Raw genomic sequence first — 13,633 nt, forward strand, 5'->3', positions numbered from 1 at the left:
CCGCCCCTCTTCTGCTCCATGCCTCGGCAGGTCCCCGACGACAGTTGGGATGCGCCGGACGAGACGCTACAATGCGCGCCCGCACTATTGCTCACGCGCGCTCGGCCCCGCCGGGCCCTTTCGATTGGACCCCCCATTGATCTCCACCGCCAATATCACCATGCAGTTCGGGGCCAAGCCCCTGTTCGAGGACGTCTCGATCAAGTTCAACAACGGCCACCGCTATGGCCTGATCGGCGCCAACGGCTGCGGCAAGTCGACCTTCATGAAGATTCTCGGCGGCGATCTGGAGCCGTCCGGCGGTCAGGTCATGCTCGAGCCCGGCACCCGGCTTGGCAAGCTGCGCCAGGACCAGTTCGCCTATGAAGACCACCGGGTGATCGACACCGTGATCATGGGTAACACCGAGCTGTGGGAGGTGGCCGACGAACGCGAGCGCATCTACTCAAAGCCCGAGATGAGCGAAGAGGACGGCATGCGCGTCGCCGATCTGGAGACGCGCTTCGCCGAACTCGACGGCTACACCGCCGAGGCTCGGGCCGGCGAGCTGCTGCTGGGCCTCGGCATCCCCGAGGCTCAGCACTTCGGCCCGATGAGCGAGGTGTCGCCGGGCTGGAAGCTGCGCGTGCTGCTGGCTCAGGCCCTGTTCTCGGACCCCGACGTGCTGCTGCTCGACGAGCCCACCAACCACCTGGACATCAACACCATCCGCTGGCTCGAGGGCGTGCTGACCGCGCGCAGCAGCACCATGGTGATCATTTCCCATGACCGCCACTTCCTCAACAGCGTCTGCACCCACATGGCGGACCTGGACTACGGCGAGATCCAGCTGTTCCCGGGCAATTACGACGACTACATGACCGCAGCTACACAGGCCCGCGAGCGCCTGCACGCCGACAACGCCAAGAAGAAGGCCGAAATCGCCGATCTACAGGCCTTCGTCAGCCGCTTCTCGGCCAACGCCTCCAAGGCCAAGCAGGCCACCTCGCGGCAGCGCAAGATCGACAAGATCCAGCTCGAGGAGGTCAAGCCGTCGAGCCGGGTCAGCCCCTTCATCCGCTTCGAGCAAAACAAGAAGATCCATCGCGGCGCGGTGCAGGTCGAAGCCCTGACCAAGGGCTTCGACGAGGGGCCGCTCTTCAAGGACCTGGGCCTGCAGATCGAGGCCGGCGAGCGCGTGGCGATCATCGGCCCCAACGGCGTCGGCAAGACTACCCTGCTGCGCTGCCTGAGCGGCCACCTGGCGCCGGACTCGGGTGAAGTGAAGTGGACCGATGCCGCCGAGCTTGGCTACTTCGCCCAAGATCACGCCGACGACTTCGCCAACCCGGCCACCCTCTATGAGTGGATGGCTCAGTGGACCGATGGCGGCGAGCAGATGATTCGCGGCGCGCTCGGCCGCATGCTGTTCTCCAATGACGACATCGGCAAGTCGGTGAAGGTGATCTCCGGCGGCGAGCAGGGCCGCATGCTGTTCGGCAAGCTGGCGCTGCAGAAGCCCAATGTGCTGCTGATGGACGAGCCCACCAACCACCTGGATATGGAGTCCATCGAGGCCCTCAACCTGGCCCTGGAGCACTATCCCGGCACCCTGGTCTTCGTCAGCCACGACCGTGAGTTCGTGTCCTCGCTTGCCACCCGCATCCTCGACATGAGCGGCGAGAAGATCGTCGACTTCAGCGGCAGCTACGACGACTACCTGAAGAGCCAGGGCGTCTACGGCTGAGCCTGTCGCCGATCCCAAAACCCCGACGCAAAAGCGCCGCCGCCCCGAGGGGCGGCGGCGTTTTTTGTCATCTCGCCTCACCGACGGGGAAGCGCCCCGTCGGCGAGCGAACCGACGCCTTACTTGGCGGCCGGCTTGGCCGCAGTGGTGGCCGCCTTGGAGGCGCTCTTGACGCTCTCCTCGGTCAGCTTCTGCGCCTGCTGCACCACTTCCTGGTTCATGGCGACGACCTTCTCGGTGTCGGCCTTGACGCGCTCGCCGACATCCTTGGCGACCTTCTGCTGACCTTCGACGTAGCTACGCAGCCCTTCGGCATCCTTGACGTCCAGGGCGGCGCGGGCCTGACCGAGGCCGAGATCGCTGTAGGCCTTGACCGCATCGAACTGAGCGGCCATCAGCTTCTCGGTGTAGTCCAGGCTCATGGCGGCGTAGGAGCGGGCCGGACCGAAGAACAGGGATTCGAACTGCTGGGTGACTTGATCGAAACTGGTGTTGCTCATGGTTCACCTCACTAGCGAACGGTTGCAAAAGGAGAGGCGTCCTGCCTCCCGCTGCAATGCAACATAGCAAAGCACTTGTTGCGCCGCAACATCGATTATTCTCCTTCGCCCGTCTCGCCCCTCGCCTCCCGCGCCCTCCCGGAAAATTGCCCAGGTGGCTCTGGGCCTCGCCACACCGCCCGGGCCGTCAGCCAAGCGTTTAAACCCCGTCCGATCAGCGCCTTGATGCGCCCCCGGTGCGGCGATACTGTCGTGGCATCGGGCGACTCGCCCGCACCACAACAATGCCAAGAATCCTCTCAAGGCAGGAGCTTCCACCTTGATCCGAATCGAAAACGTCTCCAAGTCCTTCGGCGGCTTGCAGGCGGTGAAGGACGTGTCGTTCGAGGTTGCCCAGGGCAGCATCACCGGCTTGATCGGCCCCAACGGGGCCGGCAAGAGTACCCTGTTCAATATGGTCGCCGGCCTCTTCCCGCCTACCAGCGGCCGCATCCTGCTCGACGGCGAAGACATCACCGGCCTGCCCACCCACACACTCTTCCACAAGGGCCTGGTGCGCACCTTCCAGATTCCCCATGAGTTCTCGCAGATGACGGTGCGGGAAAACCTGATGGTGGTGCCCCCCGACCAGAGCGGCGAGAACCTCTTCAACAGCTGGCTGCGCTGGGGCAGGGTCCGAGAGGAGGATGGCCGCGTCCTCGAGCGGGTCGACGAGGTGCTCGACTTCCTCGAGATCTCACATGTCGCCGACGAGCTGGCCGGCAACCTATCGGGGGGCCAGAAAAAGCTGTTGGACCTCGGTCGCACCATGATGACCGACGCCAAGATGGTGCTGCTCGACGAGCCCGGCGCCGGCGTCAACCGCACCCTGCTCGGCAAGATCCGCGAAGCGATCCGCCGCCTCAACACCGAGCGGGGCTACACCTTCTGTCTGATCGAGCATGACATGGACCTGATCTCGCAGCTCTGCGACCCGGTACACGTGATGGCCAACGGCGAGCTGATCGCCTCGGGCCCGATGGACGAGATTCGCCAGAATGCCGAGGTCCGCGAGGCCTACCTGGGCGGCGGCGTCAGTGGCCAGATGGGGGAAGACGCATGAGCAGCTCGACCACCACCCTGCTGGATGCCCGCGATATCTACGGCGGCTATGGCGGCGCCGACATCCTCAAGGGCACCCACCTGCGGGCCAATGCCGATGAGATCGTGGTCATCGTCGGCCCCAACGGCGCCGGCAAGTCCACCGCCATGAAGGCAATCTTCGGTCTGGTGAAGATCCGCAGCGGCCAGGTACTTTTTCAGGGCGAGGACATCACCAACGCCAAGCCCGAACAGATGGTGCGCCGGGGCATCGCCTATGTGCCTCAGGAGAAGAACGTCTTCCCGTCGCTGACCGTACAGGAAAACCTCGAGATGGGCGGTTACCTGATGACCGGCGATCTCAGGCCGCGCATGGAGAAGGTCTATGAGTTGTTCCCCAAGCTTGCCGAGCGCCGGCGCCAACCCGCCGGGCTGATGTCCGGCGGCGAGCGCCAGCTGGTCGCCATGGGCCGCGCGCTGATGGTCGACCCCAGGCTCTTGATGCTCGATGAGCCCACCGCCGGCCTGTCGCCGAAGCTGATCGACGAGACCTTCGAGCGTATCCAGGAGATCAACGCCCAGGGCATCGGCGTGCTGATGGTGGAGCAGAACGCCAAGCAGGCGCTCGCCATCGCCAGTCGCGGTTATGTGCTGGCCACCGGCGCCAACCGCCACGAGGACACCGGGCCCAATCTGCTGGCCGACCCGGAAGTCGCCGAAATGTTCCTGGGGGGCTAGCCATGAACGACATCATTCAGATCCTGATCTACGGCCTGGTACTGGGCAGCGTGCTGAGCATGGGGGCCATCGGGGTGTCGATGATCTTCGGCATCCTGCGCTTCGCCCACTTCGCCCACGGCGACTTCATGACCCTGGGCGCCTATATCGGCCTGACCTTCATCGGCGTGTTCGGGCTCAGCCCCTGGTTCGCCCTCCCCGCGGCGATGGTCGGCATGGCCGTGGTCGGCGTGGGCATCGACCAGGTGCTCTACCGACGCATCCGTCGCACCCAGCCGGTGATCCTGCTGATCGCCTCCTTCGGCATGGCGCTGATCCTTCGTAGCCTGATCCAGCTGATCTGGGGCTCGGAGAACCAGACCTATGCCTCGGGCATCCAGTTTCCCTGGCGCCTCGACGTGCTCGGCGGCCTGCGCATCAAGCCTGACCATGTGTGGATCGTGCTGATCTCGCTGGGGCTGGTGGCCGCTGTGCACCTCTTCCTGACCCGCACCCGCATGGGCAAGGCGATGCGCGCCATGTCCGATAACATGGATCTGGCGCTGGTCAGCGGCATCCCCGCCGAGCGGGTGATCATGGTCACCTGGCTGATCGGCGGGGCCCTCGCCGCCGCCGCCGGCGTCTTCCTCGGCATCGACACCCGCCTGCACCCGGTGATGGGCTGGACGACCCTGCTGCCGGTGTTCGCCGCCGCCATTCTCGGCGGCATCGGGCGGCCCTACGGGGCCATCGTCGGCGGCATGATCATCGGCATCTCGATGGAGATGTCGACGCTGTTCATCTCCGCCGCCTACAAGCCGGCCGTGGCCTTCGCCATCATGGTGGTGATGCTGATCGTCAGGCCTCAGGGCATCTTCAAGGGGACACTGTAATGGAACTCGCCAGCCTGCTCGGGTACCTCGTCTCGTTTCTGACCTTCGCCGGCATCTATGCGGTGCTGACCATGGGCCTCAACACCCAATGGGGCTTCACCGGCCAGTTCAACATCGGCATCGCCGGCTTCTTCGCCGTGGGCGCCTACACCAGCGCGATTCTCACCACGCCGGAGAGCCCCGCCTATCTCGGCGGACTGGGCATGCCCTTCCTGGTCGGCCTAGTGGGGGCGACGCTCGCCTCGGCGCTGGTCGGCCTGGTGATCGGGCGCATCACCGCCAAGCTGCGCACCGACTACCTGGCCATCGCCACCATCGGTATCGCCGAGATGATCCGCCTGTTCATCAAAAACGAGGACTGGCTGACCAACGGGGTGCGCGGCATCGCCGGCATCGCCCGGCCCTTCGCCGGCACACCGCTGGACAGCCCCTTCGGCTATCTGCTGATCGTGGTGGCCTTCGTGGTACTGGTCTACTTCCTGCTCGAGCGCGCCTACGCCTCGCCCTGGGGCCGGGTGCTGCGGGCAATCCGCGAGAACGAGCCGGCCACCGCCGCGGCGGGCAAGTCGATCGCCCGCTTCCGCCTGCAGGCCTTCGTGCTCGGTGCCGCCATCATGGGCCTGGGCGGCGGCCTCTATGCCCACTTCTTCGGCTTCCTGAGCCCCGAGGCCTTCATGCCGCTCTACGGCACCTTCCTGGTGTGGGTGATGCTGATCGCCGGCGGCAGCGGCAACAACCGCGGCGCCATCCTCGGGGCGGTGGTGGTATGGGGGGTCTGGACCCTGACCGAACTCTCCACCGACCTGCTGCCCACCGAGTACGCTACCCAGGCCGCCGCCCTGCGCGTGCTGCTGATCGGCGTGCTGCTGCAGATCATCCTGGTCACCCGGCCCCAGGGCATCCTGCCCGAGCAGCCGCCCAAGCTGATCGCCCGCAAGCGCAAGGACTGACCGCTGGATGACGCAAAGGGCCCGCCTCGGCTCTGCCGGGGCGGGCCCGATGCGTTTAGGCTCTCAGCACGGTCCTTCCCTAGCACCTCACGGCCTGCGCCGGACCTGGCGCCGGCCTTTCCGCCTCCTCTCCGCCCCTTTCCTTCCTCGTCCACGTCCAGAGCCTGCTCCGGCGCTTCTAGCGATATTTCCACCGATGCTTGCTCCAGTGCTGGTCCCGGTGCTGGCCGACCACTCGCCACCGTTCAGGCGCGCATAAAAGACTGCCCCGGCCAATGGCCGGGGCAGTCTTGGGGATCTCCCGTCACTACCTCTGGAATCACTCGGGCATGATGGGCTCGAAGATGCGGTTGGTGACGATCTCGCCGTCCTTGAACATCCACTCGCCGAAGGTGCCCGGCACATCGCCATTCTGGTCGAAGTTCACCGAGCCCGAGGCGCCCTCGTAGTCGATGTCCTCGCCGGCGGCGATCAGCTCCACGGCCTTGGCGAACTCGCCCGGACCGACCTTGACGCCCGGGGGATTGGCGACCGCGCGCACGCTGTCGCGGATCGCCACCCGATCGGTGGAACCGGCCTGCTCGGCGGCCAGCGCGATCACATAGAGGGCATCATAGGCGGTGTCCAGGTAAGGCTTGGGCGGTACCTCGCCGTACTCACTGTCATAGGCGCTGGCGAAGTGCTGGGCGCCCGGCGAGTCGCCGCGGGCCTGGGGCACGGTGCCGATGGCGCCTTCCACGGCCTGGGCACCGAGGTTGCCGACCAGTTCCGGCGACTTCATGCCATCGGTGAACACGAAGTCACGGAAGAAGCCGCCCTCGAGCGCCTGGCGCAGGATGGTCTCGCCGTTCTCCGGGTAGCCGATCAGCACCAGCGCCTGGGTGCCGCCCTTGTCGGCCTGCTGCAGTTCGCCGCGATAGGCGGCCTGGCCCTGCTCGTAGGCCACACTCGCCGCCACGGTGCCACCCTGAGCCTCGAAGGCGTCGGTGAAGGCCTCGGTGAGGCCCTTGCCGTAGTCGTTGTTGATGTAGATGACGCTGACGGTGTCATAGCCCTTGGCGGCGGTGATCTCGGACAGCGCCACGCCCTGAAAGGCATCGGACGGCACGGTACGGAACAGGAAGTCATCGTCGTCGAGGGTGGTGATCACCGGCGAAGTGGAGGCGTTGGAGATCTGCAGCACCTGCTCGGGCTTGGACACGCTCTGAGCCACCGGGATGGTCACGCCGCTGGACAAGGCGCCGAAGATGGCATGCACGCCCTGCACATTGACCAGCTTCTGGGCCGCCGCCACGCCGGGCTGCGGCGAGGTCTGGGTATCACCGGCACTGAGCTCCACGGGCTCCCCCATCACGCCCCCAGCGGCATTGATTTCCTTGACCGCCAGTTGAGCCGCCTGGAGTGATGGCTCGCCATAACTCTGCAGGTCGCCGGTCAGCGGCACCAGTACGCCGATGTTAAGCGACTCGGCGGTGGCCGCCAGGCTGGTCGCCATGGCCAATGCGGAAATGGCCCCGATCAATGGTTTCTTGACGGTCATGGTAGACGTCTCCTCTGCTGACCTTTGATTGTTCATTGTTGACAGTCCATCGGCGGGCGCGACGCTTGATCGGCGAGGCACCACCTGCTCCGCAGCATAAGCGCAGCCCCAACATTAGACAAAACGTCTGTGCCCTATCCTGTCAACGGTGCTCGGGGTCTTGCCCCTGCCTCCTGATCGAGGAGACAGCGGCGAGGCACATGCAACCATTTTGATAGCGTGCTAACATATTTAGCTTACCCGTCGACGCCAGCCTGCTCACCTCTGGGAGAACGCTTGGACCTCAAGGAAATCGCCCTTGGCGGCATCTACATGAGCCCGATGCTGCTCTATGCCCTGCTGGGCTTTCTCGGCGCGCTGCTGATTCGCACCCTGCTGCACCGCCTGGTCGGCTCCCGGGTGTTCTGGTACGAGGCCTGGTTCGACGCCGCCCTGTTCGTGATCGTCACCGCAGCCATCGCTCTTCTGTCCTCTTCTGCTACCGGTACCTCATGATGCGCACCTCTATTCGCATGCTCACCACTCTCGTGGCCGCGGCGCTGGCTCTCGCCGCCGGTATCTGGCTGTGGCAGTACTACCTCTACACGCCCTGGACCCGCGACGGCCGCGTGCGGGCCGATGTCATCACCGTCGCACCGGACGTCTCCGGATGGGTGAGTCGGCTGCCGGTCGAGGATACCCAGTCAGTGAGCGAGGGTGACGTGCTGTTCCAGATCAACCGGCAACGCTATGCCACGGCCGTCGATCAGGCTAAGGCCGTGGTCGCGCAGAAGCAGGCCGAGTGGGAATCCAAACAGCACGAGGAAACCCGCCGCAATCGCCTCAGCCACCAGGCGATCAGCGACGAAACCCGGGATGCGGCCCGCCTCGACACCCGCGGCGCCGAGGCGGCCCTGGCTCAGGCCAAGGCCGAGCTTGAAGGCGCGCAGCTCGACCTCGAGCGCACCACGGTGATCGCGCCGGCCGATGGCCACGTGCTAAACCTGTCGCTCAACGAGGGCAACTACGTCAATACCGGCCATCCGGTGATGGCACTGGTGAAGGCGGACTCCTACTACGTGACCGGCTATTTCGAGGAAACCAAGATGCCGGGTATCGCCATCGGCGATCCCGCGCGCATCACCCTGATGAGCGGCGATACCCGGCTTGAGGGCCATGTCGCCGGCATCGGCCGTGGGATCGCCGACAGCAATACCTCATCCAACGACCAGTTGCTGCCCCAGGTCGAGCCGACCTTCAACTGGGTGCGACTGGCACAGCGCATTCCGGTGCGCATCGAGCTCGACCAGATCCCCGACAACACCCTGCTCAGTGCCGGGATGACGGCGACCGTGCGCATTCACGAACCGTCGACACCATGACGGCCCGGTCGCCGTGGGTCGACGCCTACCTGACGCCGTCCCGATCCGCACTCACCTTTGCCGCCAAGGCCACGCTTGCCATGGTGCTGGCGCTCTACGTGGCGCTGCTGTTCGATCTCGACCGCCCCTACTGGGCGCTGATCTCCGCCGCCTTCCTGCAGATCCGGCCGATGAGCGGCATGGTGATCGAGAAGGGCCTGTGCCAGATCGGCGGTACCCTGATCGGCGCCCTGGCCGGCATCGTCATCATGGCGCTGTTCGCCCAGGCCAGGGTACCGGCGCTGATCACCCTGACGCTCTGGCTGATGCTGTGCGCCTACGCAGGTTCCCTTCTGCGCAACAACTTCTCCTACGGCTGCATCATGGCCGCCGTGACCGCGATGCTGGTGGTGGTGATCGGTCATGGCCAGCCCGGCAGCGTCTTCGATATCGCCGTGGCCAGGCTATCCGAAATCGGCCTGGGGGCGATCTGTGCGACCCTGGTCAACGCCCTGCTCTGGCCCACGCCGGTCAAGGCGCACCTCGCGCGCCAGGCCGACAGCGTCGTCAATCATGCCTTCACCCACGCCGCCCAGCGGCTGGATGCCAGCGACGACACGGGCAAGTTGCAGCAATCGCTGACCCAGAGCCTCGAGCCGCTGATGACGCTCGAGATCGACAGCCAGTCGGCGCGCTACGAAGGGCCCGACGGCACCGGTCGCGTCCGCGCCACCCACCTGCTGACCCGTCGAACGCTGCGCTTCTTTGCCACCCTGGGCGCCCTGCATCAGCTGCTCAAGAACCAGGCCGGCCAGATCGACCCTCCGTTGAGGCGGCTTGCCGGTGAGAGCGCCCAGGCCTTTCGCGATGCCGCGGATGTTCGCGGCGTACCGGCCGCCCGGGAGCATCTGCAGGCGCTTCGCCATCGGGCCCACGCCTGCCCGGAGGCCGATCTCCCACCCTTGCAGCGCCGCCTGCTGCTCGGCCTGCGCGAAGTGCTGGGCAGCGCCATGATCATGCTCGACGCCCGCGAAGCCATCGCGCACCCCGGTCGCAAGCGGCTACGCGCCGGTGCCCTCTCCTGGCACCGCGACCACCTGGCGGCGCTACTCAATGCCGGGCGAACGGGGCTCGTCTTCTCCGGTCTGGCGGTCTTCTGGCTGCTGACGCATTGGTCCAACGGCCAGGTGGCGATGCTCCTGGGCACCCTGTGCTCGACCTTCTTCGCCAGCCGCGACAACCCGGTCACCGTCTGCATGATGTTCTTCAAGGGCATGCTGGCGGCCCTGCCCAGTGCCTTCCTGTTCGGCCACGTGCTGCTGTCACAGGCCAACGGCTTCCCGATGCTGGCCATGCTGTTCTTCACGCCACTGTTTCTGGGCCTGCTGGGCGCCGCCAAGCCGCAGCTGATGGGCTACTGCCTGGCCTTCACCATCTTCAATATCCTGCTGGTCATGCCAGGCAACGGCATGGATTTCTCCTTCGACAGCTTCGTCAACCGCGCGCTGGGCGTGACCGTCGGCTTAAGCGTGGTGGTGATGGCGTTTCGTCTGATTCCAGGCCTCGGCGCCCCCATCAGGCGCCGTCGCCTGGTGCGGGCCATCGGCGCCGACCTGCGCAGCATCGCCACACCTGCGTTGCACGAGGCCGAGGCTGGCTTCAGCGGCCGCATGGCGGATCGCCTGCTGCAACTGGGCCAACACGACAACATGCTGCCCGAGGATCAGCGGCACCTGTTCATGATCGGCCTCAACGGCCTCGATCTCGGCCGTTCCTGCCTGCGTCTGCGACATCGCCTCGACGATGCCGCGCCACCCGTGCGCCAGGCCCTGCAGGAACTGCTCGCCGTCCTCGCCGCCGCCTTCGAGGAAAGCGCCCGCGGCCAGCCGCCCCGCGACATTCGCGAGGCGGGCCGGGCACTGGATGAGGCCATCGCCACCCATGGCGGCCTCTCCGGGGACCGGCATGTCCTGCTCGAAGGCCTGATCGAACGCCTGGCGATGACTCTTGAGCGCCAGGCCGAGGCAATGGCCGAGCGTCACCTCGCTTCGCTCCGGTGAGCGGGTTTTCGCCACCTTGCACATGACAACGCCCCGCTCATCACCAGAGCGGGGCGCTTTCTATGCTGGCCAAGAAACCTACAGCTAAGACGCCAGGCGTCTTGGGGCACACTTACTGACCGTAGGCGCCCTCGATGTCGACGATGCGCTTGGCGTTGCGACCGAGGCCGCCATGGGCATCCAGCATGCGCTCGACCCAGCCATAGACCGGATCGGCGTTCGAGACCAGATCCGCCGCCGACACCGTACGTGCCCACATGAAGTTGCCGAACAGCAGGTAGTCGGCGGCCCCCGGCGCCTCGCCGTCCAGGAAGTCGCTCTCCTCCAGGCGACCGCGCAGCGGCGCCAGCGCCTGGTCGAGCATGCTCAGGCCCTTGGCCGGCGAGTGCATCTCTTCGAGGGTGCGCCCGAAGCGCTTCTCCCGGGTGGTACGAAAGTACTCCCGGTCATCGGGATGAATGGCATTGAAGAGATCCATGACGATGGTGCGCATCATGCCAGGTGCCAACGAGCGCTCGGCATAGTGCTTGAAGAAGCGAGCCCGCGCTTCGGCTTCCGGGCTGCCCAGCAGCGGCGCATCGGGATAGATCCGATCCAGATAGCGCATGATCTCGAAGCTGTCGTTGACCACCTCGTCGCCGTCGACCAACACCGGCACCAGCCCTTGCCCCGAGAAGGCAATGGCCTCCTTCTCGTTGAAACGCCAAGGGCGGGTCTCCACGTCTAGCCCCTTGTGCGCCAGCGCATAGCGCACCCGCCAGCAGAAGGGGGAGAAACGCAGCCCCTCGTCGATCCCACACAGTTCATACAGCACTCGGCTCATGAGGTCTCCTCACCTGTTCAACACGCTATAAGACTCGCCCCAATATACGGCAGCCTTCTGCCAGCAGGGGCTCCACCAACACTAACAATGCCTGCACATCAGTAAGAGATGAATCTCAACCAGCCCCCCATGCCGCTCATGCAAGTGCATCAAAGCGATCGGGGCGTCTATCCAGTCTGATAGCACCCCAGCGGTTACATCGGGCGCCAAGCCAACCGCCTGGCGCTTTGGGTAGCTCCCTTATCCCACATCATGAGTCAAACCCTACTCGCTCTGCTCGCCTTCGTGATAACCCTGATGGTCGGCGGCTAGCCGATTCTGCCACTGGTCACTACCCGGTGCCCCACAATAAAGTGGAAAATATTTCCATTTCATCTTATCCATTGGTCATACCATCGTCCCAAGAGGCTTTACAGGCCTCCGTGGATTGCGCAGATTGAAGGCATAGCTCTTGCCGTGGCCCGAGGCCATGGCCCTGTTGAGGCACGCCCATGAACATCCTCTACGATGAACATCTCGACGGCGCGATCGCGCCCCACGACAAGGCCGACGTGCTCGCCGACCTGAACCGTGCCATCCCGGACATGACCCTCTTGCACCGCGAGGAAGACCTGCGTCCCTTCGAATGCGACGGTCTCTCGGCCTACCGGGTGCTGCCGATGCTGGTGGCGCTGCCCGAGACCCTCGATCAGGTCGAGACGCTGATGCGACGCTGCCATGCCTTGGGCGTGCCGGTGGTGACCCGCGGCGCCGGCACCGGGCTGTCCGGCGGCGCCCTGCCCCTCGAGCAAGGCGTGCTGCTGGTGATGTCCCGCTTCAAGCGCATCCTCGAGGTCGACGCCGAGGCGCGCGTTGCCCGGGTGCAGCCCGGCGTGCGCAACCTGGCGATCTCGGAGGCCGCGGCTCCTCATGGCCTCTATTACGCCCCGGACCCCTCCTCGCAGATTGCCTGCTCGATCGGGGGCAATGTCGCCGAGAACGCGGGCGGCGTGCACTGCCTGAAATACGGCCTGACCGTGCACAACGTGCTCAAGGTCGAGGTGATCACCATCGAGGGCGAGCGCATGACGCTGGGCGCCGAGGCCTTCGACGCGCCGGGCTTCGATCTGCTGGCGCTGTTCACCGGCAGCGAAGGCATGCTCGGGGTGATCACCGAGATCACCGTCAAGCTGCTGCCCAAGCCCGAGACCGCCAAGGTGTTGATGGCTAGCTTCGACGACGTCGAGAAGGCCGGCCGCGCGGTGGGCGAGATCATCGCCGCGGGGATCATCCCCGGCGGTCTGGAAATGATGGACAAGCTGGCCATCCGCGCCGCCGAGGACTTCGTACACGCCGGCTACCCGGTCGAGGCCGAAGCCATCCTGCTCTGCGAGCTCGATGGCGTGGAAGCCGACGTGGCCGACGACTGCGAGACGGTGCGCCGAGTGCTTGACGCCGCAGGCGCCACCGACATCCAGCAGGCTCGGGACGAGGCCGAACGCGCCCGCTTCTGGGCCGGGCGCAAGAACGCCTTCCCCGCCGTGGGTCGCATGTCGCCGGACTACTACTGCATGGACGGCACCATCCCGCGCCGCGAGCTGCCCGGCGTGCTCAAGGGCATCGCCCGGCTCTCCGAGGAGTCGGGCCTGCGCGTCGCCAACGTATTCCATGCCGGCGACGGCAACATGCATCCGCTGATTCTGTTCGATGCCAACCAGCCCGGCGAGCTGGAGCTGGCCGAGGAGGTCGGCGGCAAGATTCTCGAACTGTGCGTAGAGGCCGGCGGCAGCATCACCGGCGAGCACGGCGTGGGCCGCGAGAAGATCAACCAGATGTGCGCCCAGTTCCAGCCCGACGAGATCACCACCTTCCATGCCGTGAAGGCAGCCTTCGACGAGCAACGGCTACTCAACCCGGGCAAGAACATCCCGACCCTGCAGCGCTGCGCCGAGTTCGGCGCCATGCACGTGCACAACAACGAGCTGCCGCATCCCGAGCTGCCCCGGTTCTGATCGTAGAAGGATT

General features: G+C 65.6%; 12 protein-coding genes. 9 read left to right on the forward strand and 3 right to left on the reverse strand.

The window, feature by feature from the left end:
- The first annotated feature begins 136 nt into the window (after positions 1–136).
- On the forward strand, positions 137–1,726 hold the full coding sequence (locus IEJ03_RS11480) for an ABC-F family ATPase (RefSeq protein WP_192037291.1): 1,590 nt from the start codon (positions 137–139) through the stop codon (positions 1,724–1,726).
- 119 nt (positions 1,727–1,845) lie between these two features.
- On the opposite strand, the gene IEJ03_RS11485 is transcribed toward IEJ03_RS11480, so the two are convergent.
- The gene (locus tag IEJ03_RS11485) at positions 1,846–2,226 is read right to left on the reverse strand and encodes a phasin family protein (RefSeq protein WP_192034990.1); all 381 of its coding nucleotides are present in this window, start codon (positions 2,224–2,226) and stop codon (positions 1,846–1,848) included.
- 319 nt (positions 2,227–2,545) lie between these two features.
- On the opposite strand from IEJ03_RS11485, the gene IEJ03_RS11490 reads away from it, so the two are divergent.
- From IEJ03_RS11490 to IEJ03_RS11505, 4 genes are read left to right on the forward strand one after another with little or no spacing between them, the layout of a single operon-like run.
- On the forward strand, positions 2,546–3,328 hold the full coding sequence (locus IEJ03_RS11490) for an ABC transporter ATP-binding protein (RefSeq protein ID WP_192034991.1): 783 nt from the start codon (positions 2,546–2,548) through the stop codon (positions 3,326–3,328).
- On the forward strand, positions 3,325–4,044 hold the full coding sequence (locus IEJ03_RS11495; RefSeq protein ID WP_192034992.1) for an ABC transporter ATP-binding protein: 720 nt from the start codon (positions 3,325–3,327) through the stop codon (positions 4,042–4,044). Before IEJ03_RS11490 ends, IEJ03_RS11495 begins: the two co-directional genes overlap by 4 nt.
- 2 nt (positions 4,045–4,046) lie before the next feature.
- Positions 4,047–4,916, forward strand: a complete 870-nt coding sequence (locus IEJ03_RS11500) for a branched-chain amino acid ABC transporter permease (RefSeq protein WP_192034993.1) — start codon at positions 4,047–4,049, stop codon at positions 4,914–4,916.
- On the forward strand, positions 4,916–5,866 hold the full coding sequence (locus tag IEJ03_RS11505; protein ID WP_192034994.1) for a branched-chain amino acid ABC transporter permease: 951 nt from the start codon (positions 4,916–4,918) through the stop codon (positions 5,864–5,866). The genes IEJ03_RS11500 and IEJ03_RS11505 overlap by 1 nt, the downstream gene beginning before the upstream one ends.
- 319 nt (positions 5,867–6,185) lie before the next feature.
- Here the strand turns inward: IEJ03_RS11505 and IEJ03_RS11510 are convergent, their stop codons facing one another.
- Positions 6,186–7,406: an ABC transporter substrate-binding protein gene (locus IEJ03_RS11510; RefSeq protein ID WP_192034995.1), complete on the reverse strand. Its 1,221-nt coding sequence runs from the start codon at positions 7,404–7,406 to the stop codon at positions 6,186–6,188.
- Between the two features lie 276 nt (positions 7,407–7,682).
- Between IEJ03_RS11510 and IEJ03_RS11515 the strand changes: the two genes are divergently transcribed.
- The 3 genes from IEJ03_RS11515 to IEJ03_RS11525 are packed head-to-tail and all read left to right on the forward strand — an operon-like array spanning position 7,683 to position 10,806.
- On the forward strand, positions 7,683–7,901 hold the full coding sequence (locus IEJ03_RS11515; RefSeq protein WP_192034996.1) for a DUF1656 domain-containing protein: 219 nt from the start codon (positions 7,683–7,685) through the stop codon (positions 7,899–7,901).
- A complete protein-coding gene (locus IEJ03_RS11520; RefSeq protein WP_192037292.1) occupies positions 7,901–8,767 on the forward strand; it encodes an efflux RND transporter periplasmic adaptor subunit in 867 nt (288 codons plus the stop codon). The genes IEJ03_RS11515 and IEJ03_RS11520 overlap by 1 nt, the downstream gene beginning before the upstream one ends.
- A complete protein-coding gene (locus IEJ03_RS11525; protein ID WP_192034997.1) occupies positions 8,764–10,806 on the forward strand; it encodes an FUSC family protein in 2,043 nt (680 codons plus the stop codon). The genes IEJ03_RS11520 and IEJ03_RS11525 overlap by 4 nt, the downstream gene beginning before the upstream one ends.
- 112 nt (positions 10,807–10,918) lie before the next feature.
- Here the strand turns inward: IEJ03_RS11525 and IEJ03_RS11530 are convergent, their stop codons facing one another.
- The gene (locus IEJ03_RS11530; RefSeq protein ID WP_192034998.1) at positions 10,919–11,629 is read right to left on the reverse strand and encodes a glutathione S-transferase family protein; all 711 of its coding nucleotides are present in this window, start codon (positions 11,627–11,629) and stop codon (positions 10,919–10,921) included.
- Between the two features lie 491 nt (positions 11,630–12,120).
- On the opposite strand from IEJ03_RS11530, the gene glcD reads away from it, so the two are divergent.
- Positions 12,121–13,620: a glycolate oxidase subunit GlcD gene (gene glcD, locus IEJ03_RS11535; protein WP_192034999.1), complete on the forward strand. Its 1,500-nt coding sequence runs from the start codon at positions 12,121–12,123 to the stop codon at positions 13,618–13,620.
- Positions 13,621–13,633 lie beyond the last annotated feature (13 nt).

This window comes from Halomonas sp. YLGW01, assembly GCF_014840935.1.
Lineage (GTDB): Bacteria > Pseudomonadota > Gammaproteobacteria > Pseudomonadales > Halomonadaceae > Onishia.